13 protein-coding genes are annotated in these 14984 nt (G+C 59.1%); 5 read left to right on the plus strand and 8 right to left on the minus strand.

Going from position 1 to position 14984, the window contains the following annotated elements; translation table 11 throughout:
• Positions 1-64 precede the first annotated feature (64 nt).
• Together ppnN and HU722_RS09065 are read right to left on the minus strand one after the other, a co-directional pair.
• Positions 65-1438: a nucleotide 5'-monophosphate nucleosidase PpnN gene (ppnN, locus tag HU722_RS09060; protein ID WP_065874888.1), complete on the minus strand. Its 1374-nt coding sequence runs from the start codon at positions 1436-1438 to the stop codon at positions 65-67.
• 150 nt (positions 1439-1588) lie between these two features.
• On the minus strand, positions 1589-2413 hold the full coding sequence (locus tag HU722_RS09065) for an aspartyl/asparaginyl beta-hydroxylase domain-containing protein (RefSeq protein WP_065874889.1): 825 nt from the start codon (positions 2411-2413) through the stop codon (positions 1589-1591).
• A gap of 309 nt (positions 2414-2722) precedes the next feature.
• On the opposite strand from HU722_RS09065, the gene fabV reads away from it, so the two are divergent.
• Positions 2723-3916: an enoyl-ACP reductase FabV gene (gene fabV, locus HU722_RS09070; RefSeq protein ID WP_065874890.1), complete on the plus strand. Its 1194-nt coding sequence runs from the start codon at positions 2723-2725 to the stop codon at positions 3914-3916.
• A gap of 63 nt (positions 3917-3979) precedes the next feature.
• On the opposite strand, the gene HU722_RS09075 is transcribed toward fabV, so the two are convergent.
• Positions 3980-5215, minus strand: a complete 1236-nt coding sequence (locus HU722_RS09075; protein ID WP_186753010.1) for an anthrax toxin-like adenylyl cyclase domain-containing protein — start codon at positions 5213-5215, stop codon at positions 3980-3982.
• Between the two features lie 297 nt (positions 5216-5512).
• On the opposite strand from HU722_RS09075, the gene HU722_RS09080 reads away from it, so the two are divergent.
• Entirely contained in the window at positions 5513-6136 is a 624-nt protein-coding gene (locus HU722_RS09080) for an HAD family hydrolase (RefSeq protein WP_065874894.1), read from the plus strand.
• Here the strand turns inward: HU722_RS09080 and HU722_RS09085 are convergent.
• Positions 6133-7038, minus strand: a complete 906-nt coding sequence (locus HU722_RS09085) for a LysR family transcriptional regulator (protein ID WP_186753009.1) — start codon at positions 7036-7038, stop codon at positions 6133-6135. The genes HU722_RS09080 and HU722_RS09085 overlap by 4 nt on opposite strands.
• Positions 7039-7140: 102 nt before the next feature.
• On the opposite strand from HU722_RS09085, the gene HU722_RS09090 reads away from it, so the two are divergent.
• Positions 7141-8319 (plus strand): aspartate aminotransferase family protein, encoded by a 1179-nt coding sequence (locus HU722_RS09090; protein WP_186753008.1) that lies wholly within the window; start codon positions 7141-7143, stop codon positions 8317-8319.
• Here HU722_RS09090 and punR read toward each other — a convergent pair.
• Entirely contained in the window at positions 8291-9214 is a 924-nt protein-coding gene (gene punR, locus HU722_RS09095) for a DNA-binding transcriptional activator PunR (RefSeq protein WP_065874899.1), read from the minus strand. The genes HU722_RS09090 and punR overlap by 29 nt on opposite strands.
• 122 nt (positions 9215-9336) lie before the next feature.
• Between punR and punC the strand changes: the two genes are divergently transcribed.
• Positions 9337-10521, plus strand: a complete 1185-nt coding sequence (punC, locus tag HU722_RS09100; protein WP_065882318.1) for a purine nucleoside transporter PunC — start codon at positions 9337-9339, stop codon at positions 10519-10521.
• A 42-nt stretch (positions 10522-10563) separates the two neighbouring features.
• Here the strand turns inward: punC and HU722_RS09105 are convergent, their stop codons facing one another.
• Positions 10564-11397, minus strand: coding sequence for a nucleoside-binding protein (locus HU722_RS09105; protein WP_186753007.1), 834 nt, complete (start codon positions 11395-11397; stop codon positions 10564-10566).
• A 158-nt stretch (positions 11398-11555) separates the two neighbouring features.
• Here HU722_RS09105 and HU722_RS09110 point away from each other — a divergent pair, with 158 nt between their 5' ends.
• Complete coding sequence (locus tag HU722_RS09110; RefSeq protein ID WP_186753006.1) at positions 11556-13058, plus strand: nucleobase:cation symporter-2 family protein; 1503 nt, start codon at positions 11556-11558, stop codon at positions 13056-13058.
• Positions 13059-13154: 96 nt separating this feature from the next.
• Here the strand turns inward: HU722_RS09110 and HU722_RS09115 are convergent, their stop codons facing one another.
• Both HU722_RS09115 and HU722_RS09120 read right to left on the minus strand, forming a co-directional pair.
• Positions 13155-14087, minus strand: a complete 933-nt coding sequence (locus HU722_RS09115; RefSeq protein WP_065874907.1) for a proline iminopeptidase-family hydrolase — start codon at positions 14085-14087, stop codon at positions 13155-13157.
• A 91-nt stretch (positions 14088-14178) separates the two neighbouring features.
• A complete protein-coding gene (locus tag HU722_RS09120) occupies positions 14179-14943 on the minus strand; it encodes a LuxR family transcriptional regulator (RefSeq protein ID WP_065889502.1) in 765 nt (254 codons plus the stop codon).
• Positions 14944-14984 lie beyond the last annotated feature (41 nt).

The raw sequence follows: 14984 nt of genomic DNA on the forward strand, positions 1-14984 counted from the left end.
TCACGCCACCTGCACGCTTTAAAACGGCGTTAAAGCGCTACAACGTATGACTGAAACCGGCGGTTTATTGCACCACGCGATAGCACGGCACATACGCCGCACCGCCTGGAAGCTTCATGCGGTGCTGGGCCACGAACGCCTTCAACAGTTCGTCCAGCGGTTTCATGATGGCCGGGTCGCCATGGATTTCGTAAGGGCCGTTCTGCTCGATCAGGCGGATGCCCTTGTCTTTCACGTTACCCGCCACAATCCCCGAGAATGCACGGCGCAAATTGGCGGCGAGTTCGTGGGGTGGCAGCGCGTGGCTTAGTTGCAGGCTGGCCATATTTTCGTGGGTCGGGTCGAACGGGCGCTGGAAGCCCTCATCGATTTTCAGCAGCCAGTTGAAGTGGAAGGCGTCGTTGCGTTCGCGACGGAACTGCTTCACCGCCTTGAGGCCAATGGTCATCTGGCGGGCCACTTCGGCCGGGTCGTCGATGATGATCTGGTAGTGCGCCTGGGCCGCCTCGCCGAGGGTGGCGCCGACAAATGCATGCAGTTGTTGCAGGTACGGGGCCGCGTGTTTTGGCCCGGTGAGGATGACCGGGAACGGCAGGTCGCGGTTGTCCGGGTGCATCAGGATGCCCAGCAGGTACAGGAACTCTTCAGCCGTGCCGGCGCCGCCCGGGAAGATGATGATGCCGTGGCCTACACGGACGAAGGCTTCCAGGCGCTTTTCGATATCCGGCAGGATCACCAGCTCGTTGACGATCGGGTTCGGCGCTTCAGCGGCGATGATGCCCGGCTCGGTCAGCCCTAGATAGCGCCCGACGGTGATGCGTTGCTTGGCGTGGGCAATGGTCGCGCCTTTCATCGGGCCTTTCATCACGCCAGGGCCGCAGCCGGTGCACACGTCGAGACTGCGCAGGCCCAGTTCGTGGCCGACCTTCTTGGTGTATTTGTATTCTTCGGTATTGATCGAGTGCCCGCCCCAGCACACGACAATCTTCGGCTCGACACCCGGGCGCAACGTACGGGCGTTGCGCAGCAGGTGGAACACGTAATCGGTGATGCCCTGGGAATTGCTCAGGTCGATGCGCTGGCTGTCCAGTTCATTCTCGGTATAGACGATGTCACGCAGGGCGCTGAACAGCATTTCGCGGGTGCTGGCGATCATTTCGCCATCGACGAATGCGTCGGCAGGGGCATTCAGCAGTTCAAGGCGCACACCGCGGTCTTGCTGGTGGATACGGACTTCAAAATCCTTGTAGGCGTCGAGAATGGTCTTGGCGTTGTCGATGTGCGCGCCAGTGTTGAGGATGGCCAGGGCGCACTGGCGGAACAGGGTGTAGATGCTACCGGAACCGGCTTCGCTCAGTTGCTGCACTTCACGTTGGGACAGGGTTTCGAGGCTGCCCTTGGGGCTGACGGAAGCATTGATGACTTGACGTTGGGGCATTCTTAATCCTTGAAAGCACAGCCACCGCACCCGCACAGGGCCGCGATGGCTTGAGAATGGTGGGCGCCGAATTCGGACGCACGAGACGGATGTTTACCTCAGGCGCGAGGCCGAGCGCAAACACCGTCCAGCACCATAATGCCGCAGAACTTACTGAATCAGCTTCCAGTTTTTGTAGAAAACCCGACGCAGGGTAAAGACCATCCCGGCAAACCCAGCGATTGCGGCGTTGAGAACCAAGGGCAGCGGGGTCGGCCGCACGATATCGATAAACAGGCAGTAACGCTTTGCATCGTTTTTGTTGAAAGACGCATGCATCAACGTGTCATCGAAGATAAACAGCGGGTCGTCGTGCCAGTAATGCTTTTGCTTGCCCACTTGGATGTATACGCCCTCGTGATGCGCTGCCGGCGCCATGTTGTAGAGCACGCGGAACATCATGCGCAAGGGGCCGAAGTGAAACGAGGTCGAGCGGTTTTCATTGAACACCGACACGCCGATGGTCTTCACGAACGGCAATTTTTCGCGCAGTTTCGGAATGTCCAGCGCGGTCTCGATCGGCCGGCCGTACCACTGGAAAAACAACATGCCGCGCTTCTTCTCGGCCATGCGTTCGTCCAGGTAGCCGATGATTTCGTCCTTATGGGCCATGGCTTCGTTGATGACCTGTTGCAGGTCTTCACGCCAGGCCGGGGGCAGGTCGTCCATCCTGTAGACGTGTCGGTTACCCGAGCTCAACAGGTCGAACAGGGTGTTGAACGGCGCCAGCAGCCAGGTGTTTCGACCGCTGCCAATAAAGTATTTTTTGAAGGTCGGCGCGTCATACAAGCCATTACGCAGGAAATCGTAAAAGCCGCAGATCACGACTAGGCCGAGAAATACCAGGGTGGTCTCGGGGAAAATATCAATAATCAGCAGCACGCCGAATACCCAGGCGACCGATACTGCCTTTTTACGCAAAGCAGGCTTGTTCATCTAACTCAGCTCCAGCAGGACGCCATTCGACAGGTCCGGATCCGTGGCCGCGAGTGGTGAGGTTTTGAAATATATTGAAACAACTTCGTCATGATAAGGCGTTCAGCGTCTGTTAGGCGTTTTAAATAGTGCGAAATTGTGAAGGCTTTACACAGGTTTTAACCCTGGCTGGGCTGTGTGGATTGGATTTTGTAAACGGAAGATTTGCGACTATCGTGACGCTTCGGTTTTTTGGACGTCATAGACCGGTACGATTGAAGTTGAATGGCCACCACTGGCCTTCGGCACCTTGGAAGAGGCAGAAATTTTATGATCATCAAACCGCGGGTTCGTGGCTTTATCTGTGTGACCGCTCACCCTGTTGGCTGTGAAGCGAACGTCAAGGAACAGATTGACTACGTCACTGAGCACGGCGCCATCGAAGGCGGCCCGAAGAAGGTGCTGGTTCTCGGCGCATCCACCGGCTATGGCCTGGCAGCGCGTATCAGTGCTGCGTTTGGCTGCGGCGCCGACACCCTGGGCGTGTTTTTTGAAAAAGAAGGCGAAGAAGGCAAGCTGAGCTCCGCTGGCTGGTACAACAGTGCCGCGTTTGAGAAGTTTGCTGTCGAAAAAGGTCTGTACGCCAAGAGCATCAACGGCGACGCGTTCTCCAACGAGATCAAGCGCCTGACCATCGAAACCATCAAGAAAGACCTCGGTAAGATCGACCTGGTCGTCTACAGCCTGGCCGCGCCACGCCGTACCGACCCGCAAGGCGTGGTGCACACCTCCACCCTCAAGCCGATTGGCAAAGCCGTGACCCTGCGCGGTATCAACACCGACAAGGGCGTTGTGGTCGACACCACCCTGGAGCCTGCGACCCAGGAAGAAATCGACGGCACCGTCAAAGTGATGGGTGGCGAAGACTGGCAGCTGTGGATCGACGCCCTGCGTGACGCCGACGTCCTGGCCGAAGGCGCCAAGACCACCGCGTTCACCTACCTCGGCGAGAAGCTGACCCAGGATATCTACTGGAACGGCTCCATCGGCGAAGCCAAGAAAGACTTGGATAAAAAAGTCCTGACCCTGCGCGACAACCTTGCGGCACTCAAGGGCGACGCCCGTGTGTCGGTGCTCAAGGCTGTGGTGACCCAGGCCAGTTCGGCAATCCCGATCATGCCGCTGTACCTGTCGTTGCTGTTCAAAGTGATGAAAGAGCAGGGCACCCACGAAGGTTGTATCGAACAAGTCTACGGTCTGTTCAAGGACAGCCTGTACGGCAGCCAGCCGAAACTCGACGCCGACGGCCGCCTGCGCGCCGATCTTGCCGAGCTGGAACCTAAAGTCCAGGACGCCGTTGCTGCACTGTGGAACCAGGTCACCGACGACAACGTCAACGAGATCAGCGATTTTGCCGGCTACAAGGCTGAATTCCTGCGCTTGTTCGGCTTTGAAATCGACGGCGTGGATTACGACGCTGACGTCAATCCGACCGTGAAGATCAACGGTCTCATCTCGGCATAAGACGGCTTAGACAGCAGCCTCGATAACCCTGTTATGAGGCTGCTGTTTGAAGCGCACAGAGCATCAGCCTTGGCGAAAGGCTGAGGCCAGCCGCTCTTGGGCATGGATGAAACCAGAGCGCTTGATGCCGACCACTTCTCTCTCCCAAAGCGGATTCAGTGGCACGTTATAGCCACTGTCCTTGGCCGTCTTTATCAGTTCCGCCATTTCCTTGCCGTCGTTGATGATGCTGATTTCATCGAAGCGCCCGAGCTTGGTCGGCAGGAAAAACGTAGCCGGGTAGTTAGCGGCGACTTCCGCTGCCGGGCTGCCCGAATCCGCATTATGGTGGACCACCCGCTCTCCGTTGCCGACCAACCTGTGATTGATCAGTTCTATCATTTGCCTTATTCGCGGCGTGGCGTTGCCCAGATCGGGATCTTCCTTATGATAGAAATGCGCGGCGCTTTCATAGTCTGCGCGTAACGCTTGCGGCACCTGAAACGCCTTGGCGTCTGGATGATGCTGCCTGTAGCGATCAATTCGTCCCTTGAACACACTGTGCGCAATATCGGGCACCGGGAGTACATCCTGGGGGCCGAAGTCACTGAGGTGCGGCGCCACCATGTGCAGGTCATAGTCGGCCGTCAGTGCCTTGCCATCGGCCTTTTTCGCGAGCACTTCAACGGGCTTGCCCTCATGGGTAATGAGGTAGTCGTCTTCCAAAGGTGACGTTCGCTGGCCTTCGAATGCATACAGCTGCTGACTTGGCCCCTTCGCGCTGAAACGCAGCGTGCCTTCCTGCTCGTTCGAAGCCAGTTGAGTGATCTGGCCGAGTTTCATCAATTCGCCAAGACGGCTGCCCGAGAGCTTCAAGGGAATTGCGACGGCATGCCCGTCGCTGATGCATTCCTGGATTTGCTCATTGGCGCGGCTGACTTTGCCGGGTGCATCGCTTTTGAATTTTTCGAGCTTGCTGAAGGCCTGGTCCGTGCAGATCAAGCCGGCTTGTGGTCCCCAATTGGCGCTTTTACCCTTGATATGAAAGTCCTTGGTGGGATGACCGGCTTCTATCAGCCCGGTTGCGACGGTTTCCACGGGACGTACGCCAATGATGGAGTTGGTCGCCAGCGCAATTTCATGCAAGGGAATGAGGTGGCTCGACACTATTCCGGTTTTTTCGCGTGCGCGCGCAAATGCGACGTCTATCGAATTCGTTGTCTCTTGAGCGGCGTCAGTCGGCTGGCTGGGTTGAGCGTGTTGCAAGGTATCCAGGCTGAGTGCGGAAGGTGAGATAGCAGGGGTAATTACGTCTTTCATTGAATATCTCCAAGCCATGTTTCATAGGCACGTTGGATGATCCCTTCCAGACCAAAGCATTCCTTCCATTGCACAGGGCACACTAAAGAAGTCTTCTTTTTTGTGGGCAAGAACAAGTATTGCGAGCTGTTTTAAGCACCGTCGGAAAAAGAGCGCGCAAGGCGGGGATACACGGAGGCGGCGCTCTTTTTGCAGTGCGCGACCCATGAAATTATCAGAGCGGTCCTACGCCTGTTTACGTGCGGCGTGCTTTCGCTGGCATGCGAGACTGGCGCATCACACTCAGGGGAGGGGCGTATGACAATTCGCGCAGTGGTTTTTGATTTCGGCGGTGTCCTGTTCGATTGGAGCCCGCAGCACCTGTACCGCAAGTTGATTACCGACGATCACGAACGGCAATGGTTTCTCGAGCACGTTTGCACCCAGGCCTGGAACACCGAGCAAGATGCCGGTCGCACCCTGGCTGAAGGCACCCGCAGCCTGATCGAGCAGTACCCGCATCATGAGCGTTTGATCCAAGCCTATTACGACCGTTGGCACGAGATGCTGCGCGGCCCGCTACCGGAAGGCGTGGCGATCCTCAAGGCGTTGCACCATGTTGATATGCCGCTGTTCGGGCTCACCAATTGGTCCGCCGAAACGTTCCCCTATGCACGGGCCAATTATCCGTTCCTGCAGTGTTTTCGCGACATTGTGGTGTCCGGCGAACTGAAGATGATCAAGCCTGATGCAGCGATCTACCATGCTAGCCTCAGCCAGGTACGGGCCCACCTGCCGGATGTCCAGCCGGCTGAAGTGGTGTTTATCGATGATGTCGCCGGCAATATCGACGCGGCCGTCGCCCTCGGTTGGCAAGGTATCCACCACGTGTCGGCTGAGCGCACTGCCGCGCGATTGCGTGAGTTGGGCGTGGGCTTCTAGCGTGCCCACTTTTCCATAGCGAAATCGACGAAGGCGCGTAGCTTGGGCAAGCGATAACGGTCCTGGCCGTAGAGCAGGTGCATCGGGCGGCTGGGCAGTCGATAAGTGGTTAACAAGGCCACCAGCTTGCCACTCTCCAGATCCGGCTGCACCAGCGCATCGGCCAGCATGATGATGCCCATGCCGTTGACCGCTGCCTGGCGCAAGCCTTGCGAGCTGTTGATGGTCAATGAACCGGACACCGGAACCTCCACCTCGACGCCATCGCCGGTCATGCGCCACAGTTTGTCGGTGTCGCGCCAATTGTCACTTGCCGGGTAGGCGAACGCCAGGCAGTCGTGCTGGCGCAGGTCATCGGGCGTCTGTGGCGTGCCACGTCGCGCCAGGTAGGCCGGTGACGCGCAGAGCTTAAGGGTGTAGGCCTGCATTGGCCTGGCGATCAGGCTGGAGGTTTCCAGTTCGCCAAGTCGGATCGCGACATCGAAGCCGCTGTCGACCAGGTCCATCCGCTCATTGCTCAGCACCACGTACAGGTTGATCAGCGGGTAGCGTCGGGAAAATTCGCTCAAGGCCGGTGTAAGTTGTTCGGTGCCGAACACGGGTGGGGCGGTGATGCGCAGGGTGCCTTTGGGGATGTCGCTGTTGGCTTGCTCGGCGAGCTGCTCGGAGTCGGCCACCAGCCCCAACACTTCCAGGCACCGCTGATAATATTGCCCGCCAAATTCCGTAAGGCTTTGTTTGCGCGTGGTGCGCTTGAGCAGGCTGACGCCCAGGCGCTGTTCCAGGGCCCGCAGGTGGTTGCCGACCATGGTGGTCGACATGCCACAGGCTTGGGCCGCTGCGGTCATGCTGCCGGTCTCGACCACCTTTACGTACACCGACATCGCCTGGAACAGATCCATTATCAAGCCTTGATTTAAAGTCATTGCAGGAATGCACAGTTTATCCAGCTCGGGTGGCTAACGATACTGCAGCCATCACAACGAAGCACTGGAGCCCGCACCATGACCGCCGCCTGCCTGATGACCACTTACCAACCCTTGGCCTTGAGTTTTACCCGTGGCCTGGGCACACGCGTGTGGGACCAGCAGGGCCGCGAATACCTCGATGCGGTGGCCGGCGTGGCGGTGACCAATGTCGGCCACTCGCACCCCAGGCTGGTGACGGCGATCAGTGAACAAGCGGGTTTGCTGTTGCATACCTCCAACCTCTACAGCATTGACTGGCAACAGAAGCTGGCCCAGCGCCTCACCCAGCTGTCTGGCCTGGACCGCGCCTTTTTCAACAATTCCGGGGCCGAGGCCAACGAAACAGCGCTGAAACTCGCACGGCTGCATGGCTGGAAAAAAGGCATCGAAGCGCCGTTGGTGGTGGTGATGGAAAATGCCTTTCATGGCCGCACGCTGGGCACGATGGCCGCCAGCGATGGGCCATCGGTGCGCTTGGGCTTCCAGCGTTTGCCGGGGGACTTTCTCAAGGTGGGCTTTGGTGATATCGCCGCGATCGAAGCGGTCACAAAAGCGTTTGGCACGCGCATCGCGGCGGTCCTGCTGGAGCCGATCCAGGGCGAAAGTGGCGTACTGCCGCCGCCGCCTGGCTACCTGAAAGCCCTGCGCGATCACTGCACACGCCACGGCTGGCTGATGATGCTGGATGAGATCCAGACCGGCATCGGCCGCACCGGCGCCTGGTTTGCTTTCCAGCATGAAGGCATTTTCCCGGACGTGATGACCCTGGCCAAAGGCCTCGGCAATGGCGTACCCATCGGCGCCTGCCTGGCACGGTCCGCCGTGGCGCAATTGTTTACACCGGGCAGTCACGGCAGCACCTTCGGCGGCAACCCATTGGCGTGTCGGGTGGGTTGCACGGTGCTGGACATTATCGAGGAGCAAGGCTTACTGCAGAACGCGGCGCAGCAGGGGGAGCGTTTGCTCGCGCGGTTGCGGGTGGAGTTGAGTGAGCACTCGCACGTGCTGGCGATTCGCGGGCTGGGTTTGATGATCGGTATAGAGCTGGCCAGTCCTTACCGCGACTTGGCTTTGCGTGCGGCCCAGGAACACGGCCTGCTGATCAACATGACGCGGGGCAAGGTCATTCGCCTGCTGCCGCCGCTGACACTGGATGCCAAGGAAGTCGAGATGATCGTGCGCGCCATTACCCGGTTACTGGATCAGGCCCATTGAGCCATTCCTGATTCAGGGTTTCAGTATCTCCCAGGTACTCCAACAACCATGCCATGGCCGGGGACAGTTTGCTCTGCGCCCAGGCCACACACGACGGGCTGGCCGGAAACGGCCGGCTCAATTGCAGCGCCACCAACTCGCCCCGTTCGATCCACGGCAGCACCTGATGCGCCGGCGCCATGCCAACGCACAGGCCATCGCGCAGGCAATCGATCGCCGAGGCCCAGTTCGGCACCACCAAACGCCGCTGGTTATCCAGGGTCCACGTGTCGCGCTTGGGCAGGTTGCGTGAGGTGTCGGTCATGCACAGCGAGGCGAAGGGGCGCAGTTGGTCGTCACTCAGCAGCCCTTCGACGCTCGCCAACGGATGCCGTGCGCTGACCACGCACAGCCAGTTCAACAAGCCCATGTCGCGGAAAGTGAAGTGACTGGCCACTGGCACTGCACTGGTGGCACCGATCACGATGTCAGTGCGCTCATCCGCCAGGGCATCCCACACACCGTTGTACACCTCGTATTCCAGCAGCAATTCCACCTCGGGAAACTGCCGATAGAAATCCAATACCAACTGTCGGCAACGCTGGGGTTTGACGATGGAATCCACCGCCACCTTCAACTGGCCGCTCCAGCCGTTGGCGACCTGCTGGCACAGCCGCCGCGTGCCGAGCATTTTTTTCATCACGCTCCGGGCCTCGTCTATAAATAAACGGCCGGCAGGTGTCAGTTCTACATCCCGATGGCGTCGCACGAACAATGGCACCGCCAGCCACTCCTCGAGCTGACGCACGGTATAGCTGATGGCCGACGGCACCCGGTGCAACTCCTGGGCGGCGGCGCTGAAGCTGCCATGGCGCGCCACGGCATCCACAACATCCAGGGAGTATTCGGACCACATAGCGGGTGCCTTCAAATTTATTGATAAGAGTATCCAATTATTATCGCTTCACACAGAAATTGTCAGCTTCATAATGGGCGTCAGTCAGCAAATAGTTTGATGGCAGGGTTAACAAGGCTTCGATGAAAAATTCTTTTGGTTTCACTTGGTATCTGGCGGGGCTGAGCATGCTCGGTTACCTCGCGATGGACATGTATTTGCCGGCGTTCGGCGCGATGGGCGAGCAGTTGCAGATTAGCGCCGGTGCAGTGGGCGCCAGCTTGAGTATTTTCCTCGCCGGCTTTGCGGTGGGGCAGTTGCTTTGGGGGCCGCTGTCGGACCGGTTGGGGCGCAAGCCGATCCTGCTCGCAGGCCTGAGCCTGTTTGTGCTGGGCTGCGCGGGCATGTTCTGGGTCGAGACGGCGCCGCAACTGCTGGCGCTGCGCTTCATGCAGGCGATTGGCGTGTGTTCCGCCGCTGTGAGTTGGCAGGCCCTGGTGATCGACCGCTACCCGGCCGACAAGGCTCACCGCGTGTTCGCCAGCATCATGCCGCTGATGTCGCTGTCACCGGCGTTGGCGCCGTTGTTGGGCGCGATGGTTCTGAATCACTTTGGCTGGCAGGCGATCTTCGGCGTATTGCTGGGGGTGTCGCTGTTGTTGCTGTTGCCGACCTTGTTCCTGCGCACCCCTCCGAAACGTCAGGCAGAGAAGAGCGAGCCTTCGCGCCTCGGCTATGGGCAGTTGCTGGCTTCTCGCGTGTTCACCGGCAACGTCATGATTTTCGCCGCGTGCTCGGCCAGCTTCTTCGCCTGGCTGACGGCTTCGCCCTTCATCCTTGGCGACATGGGCTACAGCCCGAATGACATCGGCCTGAGCTATCTGCTGCCCACATTAGCGTTTCTGGTGGGTGGCTACAGTTGCCGCAGCGCGCTGCAGCATTTCCAGGGCAAGACGCTATTGCCCTGGTTGCTGCTGGCGTATTGCATCAGCATGGTGGCGCTGTACCTGGTAGCCACGCTGACCGTGCCGACCCTCACCACCTTGTTGATTCCGTTCTGCCTGATGGCGCTGGTTAACGGTGCCAGCTACCCCATCGTCGTGGCGAATGCGCTGATGCCGTTTGCGGAAAATTCCGGCAAAGCGGCGGCACTGCAAAACACCCTGCAACTGGGTCTGTGCTTTCTCGGCAGCTTGCTCGTGTCATCGATGATCGACCAGCCGCTCCTGATTACCGCCATCGTGATGCTGGCAACCGCGCCGCTGGCGGTGTTGGGGTACTGGTTGGCGCGGCCCAAGAAGGGTAATTCGGCACTGGCACAAGCCTGAGGTGACAATCGGATCCCACACTTGATCGGATTCCTTCAGGGGTTAGAAGGGGACTTCAAGGTTCACCGTCGGCGTCGATGTGCGGCTACCCCGGCCGCCGTCCACGCCGAACTTGTTATGCCAGTACTCGTAGCCCACCCCGAGATACAGGTTTGGCTTCACGTTCTTGCCTGGCCGCACCGCCACCATCAGCGCCGTGCGCATCAGGGCTTCCGGCGCGGTGTCGCGGCCGTGGTAATCCTCACCTTTTTCCCCGACATAATTGATAAAGCCCTGGAATTTCGCCGCGTGGTTGGCGATCTCGAACGGTCGCATCCAGGTCAGGTTGAGCATGTAGGTAGCGTCGAAGGTGTGGTTCGACTCCTGCGCACCCGGGATGCCGGTGTGGTTTCTCTCCTTGTAGTACATCAGGCTCAGGTCCAGCACACCGACGGTGTTGAACTTCAAGGTCGGGCCGATCACCAGCGCGCGTTTTTTTGCTGAAGCGAAGTTGTTGTTGCGGTTGGCATCGAAGCCCAACGTCAGCGCGTAATCCTTGACCAGGCCGGTACCCAGCGGCACATCGAAGACGCGTGATGCATACACCTGGTGGCGGTACACCGCGTACACCTCACTGCCCCCATGATCAGTGCCCTTGCGCGGGTCGCGGCTGTCGGACAGGAACACATCAAGGTTGAGGAAGTTGCTGCCGTATCGGTAGCCGCTGGCGTGGGTGAAGCTGTAGATGCGCTTGCTGAATTCGTCGGGGTTATTCGGATTGGTGAACTGCTGGCCGTAGCGAAAGCCTACGCTGTTGTTCATCCATTCCACCGCGACGGCCTCCCCGCCGCCGAGAAGGGTGAGTGCAACGGTGGCGCCCTGTAATGCCTTTTTCATTGTTCTGGGTCCTTTGGCGTTCTGGCTCATCACGGCCGAATTGTTTTTGTAACGCCGAGGGAGGGTAACTTGTCTGCATGATTGTATACAACTCTATGGACATCCAGTCCATACATTGCATACAGTGGCCGCAAAACAAAAACAGAGAACCCCTCACCATGACTAACCCGAAGGCGTTACCTCAGCGGCCAGAAGATGAGAATCTCGGCGTCGCCGCCAACATGGCTTACGGCCTGCAACATGTACTCACCATGTACGGCGGCATCGTCGCGGTACCGTTGATCGTTGGCCAGGCGGCCGGGTTGTCGCCGGCGGATATCGGCTTGTTGATTGCCGCATCGTTGTTTGCCGGAGGCCTGGCCACGCTGTTGCAGACCCTGGGCCTGCCGTTCTTTGGGTGTCAGTTGCCGCTGGTGCAGGGCGTGTCGTTTGCTGGCGTGGCGACCATGGTTGCGATTGTCGGCAGTGATGGCGCCGGCGGGATACCGGCAATTCTCGGGGCGGTGATGGCCGCGTCGCTTATCGGGTTGCTGATAACCCCGGTGTTCTCGCGGATTACCAAGTTTTTCCCGCCGTTGGTCACAGGCATTGTGATCACCACCATCGGCCTGACCCTGATGCCGGTCGCGGCGCGCTGGGCCATGGGCGGCAACAGTCGCGCTGCGGATTTCGGCAGCATGCCCAATATCGGCCTGGCGGCATTGACCCTGGTGCTGGTGTTGCTGCTGAGCAAAATCGGCAGCGCAACCATTTCACGCTTGTCGATCCTGCTGGCAATGGTGATCGGCACGGTGATCGCGGTGTTCCTCGGCATGGCTGACTTCTCTGGCGTAACCCAGGGGCCGATGTTCGGTTTCCCTGCGCCATTCCATTTCGGCATGCCAACCTTCCATGTGGCCGCGATCATCTCCATGTGTATCGTGGTGATGGTGACCTTGGTCGAGACCTCGGCGGACATCCTGGCGGTGGGTGAGATCATTGACACCAAGGTTGATTCCAAACGCCTGGGCAACGGCCTGCGCGCCGATATGTTGTCGAGTATGTTCGCGCCGATCTTTGGTTCGTTCACCCAGAGCGCCTTCGCCCAGAACGTCGGCCTGGTCGCGGTTACCGGGGTGAAGAGCCGGTTTGTGGTGGCCACGGGCGGGCTGTTTCTGGTGATTCTCGGCTTGTTGCCGTTCATGGGGCGGGTGATTGCGGCGGTGCCGACATCCGTACTGGGCGGGGCGGGGATTGTGTTGTTCGGTACCGTGGCGGCGAGTGGTATCCGCACCTTGTCCAAGGTGGACTACCGCAACAACATGAACCTGATCATTGTTGCCACCTCCATCGGTTTTGGCATGATCCCCATCGCAGCGCCAAGTTTTTACGATCAATTCCCCAGCTGGTTCGCGACCATCTTTCACTCGGGCATCAGCTCGTCGGCGATCATGGCGATCCTGCTGAACCTGGCGTTCAACCACTTCACCGCTGGTAACTCGGACCAGCAGTCGGTCTTTGTGGCAGGCACAGACCGCAGTTTGAGCGCCCGAGATGTGTCATCACTGCGTGATGGGGACTATTTCAGGGGTGGCAAATTGTTTGATGCCGAGGGCAAGGAGATTCCGTTGGTGGCGGATGTGGCGAGGAAAGCGCCGAAGACAGAAACCACCGAGGTCTGACGCCGAACAGGGGGGGCAGTGTGGGAGCTGGCTTGCCTGCGATAGCAAGGGTGAATTCACCGCCGTCATCGCAGGCAAGCCAGCTCCCACATTGATTTAGCCAGCTTTGAGTTCTTTGTACTGCGCTGAACACACCTCATCCAAAAACTTCACCACGGTCCCCATGCACGCCTGGCGTTCTTCCACATGGGGCATGTGGCTGGAGTCTTCAAACAGCGCCCAGCGCACATCGGCAATCTCATCCAGGAACGGTTTGACCACCAACGGCGTGGCCTCGTCATGCCGACCGGAAATTACCAGCGTGGGTACATTGATCGCCGACAGGCGGCCAATGGATTTCCAGTCCTTCAAGCTGCCGATCACGTGGAACTCGGTCGGTCCGCTCATCGCGTGGTACACCGTCGGGTCTGCGTCGACCTGGGCGAACGTGCGCGCCACTTCTTCCGGCCACGGGTTGACCCGGCACACGTGATGGTCATAGAACACCCGCGAGGCGGCGAGGTATTCCGGGTCCTGGTAGGTACCGGCGGCCTCATGCTTGAGCAGGGTTTCATGCACGCCTTCGGGCAACAATTTGCGCAGGCGGTTGGCTTCGCTGACCCAGGTGCGCATGCAGGTCGGCGAGTTGGCCGGGATGAACGCACGCAAGCCTTTGGGCTGCAACATTGCGTGTTCACTGCCGAGCATGCCGCCCCAGGACTGGCCGAGGATCGCGTAGTTATCGCTGATTTGCAGATGATCCAGCAGGTTGTTCAGTTCTTCCAGGAACAGGCCCACGGTCCAGAAAGACGGATCTTTTTCGGGCAGGTGGGTGGAGCGGCCGTTGCCCAGTTGGTCGTAATGGATCACGGCGTGGCCGCTGGCGGCGACGTCCTTGAACGCATCAACATAATCATGGGTGCATCCGGGGCCGCCGTGGATAACCACCAGGGGCGTGCGCCCGCTGGAGAGGTCACCGGTGACGCGGAACCAGGTTTGGTAGTTGCCAAACGCCGCATACCCTTCGCGGATTTTTTCGATGAATTCCATTTCGTACCTGCTCTGAAAAAATGATCAGGGACACGATAGAGCGTGGAAGCAGTTTAAGTAACTAGCAAAACAGCTAGGTTTTGCCGAGGGGTCAGTCTTCCAGCAGGCGGTAATGGGTGGCGCGCACCACCGCCTGTACGCGATTCTTGGCCCCCAACTTGTGCATTGCCGAGGCCAGATGCAGGGTGACCACCGCCAGTGAACGGCTCAATTGCGTGGCGATTTCAGCGGCGGTCAGGCCGTCGGCGGCCCATTTGAGGCACTCGCGTTCACGTTTGGTCAGGTGGATATGCGGGTAAGTGCGCAGCTCTTTACTGAACAGCGGGTAGGCCGCTTCCTGCAGGGCGTGGGAAATCAGGCTGAAATCCGACAAGGTCTGCTGCGCATCCTGCAGGACGTTGCCGGCTTTACCGGTACGCAGGCCGGTCAGCGAGGCGAAGCCGCCACGGGGCAGGTGAATGGGCACGCTGACGCCGCAGGTCAGTTGTTGGTCGTGCAGATAGGATGAAACGGGGGCGTGGCAGGGATCGATGATCTTTTGCAGGGGGGTATCGGCCTTGATGTCGTAGGACCAAACAAACGGCGACACCGTACTCAGGGCCAGGTGTTGCACCGGGTCGATCTGGTAGAACCCTTCGCTGCACCACAAGCTATGCCAGCCCGGCGGGGTATTGCGCAGTTCGAGCACCGAGGGGGTGATCAATGCACCATCCTGGTCGATTGGCACCGGGGTGTAGTCATACACCAGTGCATCGAAACCCAACTGCTGGGCGAGGATGAATGTGTTGTCCATCTGCTCATCCAGGCTCCTGCCCGGCATCAGACGGTGATTTAAGGCAGTCAGCTTGGCCAGCATCCGTTCTGCTCCCGAATTCATTTGAATCTCGACTTGCTGCA

Origin of the sequence: Pseudomonas tritici, assembly GCF_014268275.3 — a bacterium.
Lineage (GTDB): Bacteria > Pseudomonadota > Gammaproteobacteria > Pseudomonadales > Pseudomonadaceae > Aquipseudomonas > Aquipseudomonas tritici.

Excerpts from the sequence above, each read along its gene's own strand:
- HU722_RS09120 (WP_065889502.1), bottom strand. The coding sequence starts at position 14,943 with ATGCTGGCCAAGCTGACTGCCTTAAATCACCGTCTGATGCCGGGCAGG.
- HU722_RS09080 (WP_065874894.1), top strand. The coding sequence starts at position 5,513 with ATGACAATTCGCGCAGTGGTTTTTGATTTCGGCGGTGTCCTGTTCGAT.
- punR (WP_065874899.1), bottom strand. The coding sequence starts at position 9,214 with ATGTGGTCCGAATACTCCCTGGATGTTGTGGATGCCGTGGCGCGCCAT.
- punC (WP_065882318.1), top strand. The coding sequence starts at position 9,337 with ATGAAAAATTCTTTTGGTTTCACTTGGTATCTGGCGGGGCTGAGCATG.
- HU722_RS09075 (WP_186753010.1), bottom strand. The coding sequence starts at position 5,215 with ATGAAAGACGTAATTACCCCTGCTATCTCACCTTCCGCACTCAGCCTG.
- fabV (WP_065874890.1), top strand. The coding sequence starts at position 2,723 with ATGATCATCAAACCGCGGGTTCGTGGCTTTATCTGTGTGACCGCTCAC.
- HU722_RS09090 (WP_186753008.1), top strand. The coding sequence starts at position 7,141 with ATGACCGCCGCCTGCCTGATGACCACTTACCAACCCTTGGCCTTGAGT.
- ppnN (WP_065874888.1), bottom strand. The coding sequence starts at position 1,438 with ATGCCCCAACGTCAAGTCATCAATGCTTCCGTCAGCCCCAAGGGCAGC.
- HU722_RS09085 (WP_186753009.1), bottom strand. The coding sequence starts at position 7,038 with ATGGATCTGTTCCAGGCGATGTCGGTGTACGTAAAGGTGGTCGAGACC.
- HU722_RS09115 (WP_065874907.1), bottom strand. The coding sequence starts at position 14,087 with ATGGAATTCATCGAAAAAATCCGCGAAGGGTATGCGGCGTTTGGCAAC.
- HU722_RS09065 (WP_065874889.1), bottom strand. The coding sequence starts at position 2,413 with ATGAACAAGCCTGCTTTGCGTAAAAAGGCAGTATCGGTCGCCTGGGTA.
- HU722_RS09105 (WP_186753007.1), bottom strand. The coding sequence starts at position 11,397 with ATGAAAAAGGCATTACAGGGCGCCACCGTTGCACTCACCCTTCTCGGC.
- HU722_RS09110 (WP_186753006.1), top strand. The coding sequence starts at position 11,556 with ATGACTAACCCGAAGGCGTTACCTCAGCGGCCAGAAGATGAGAATCTC.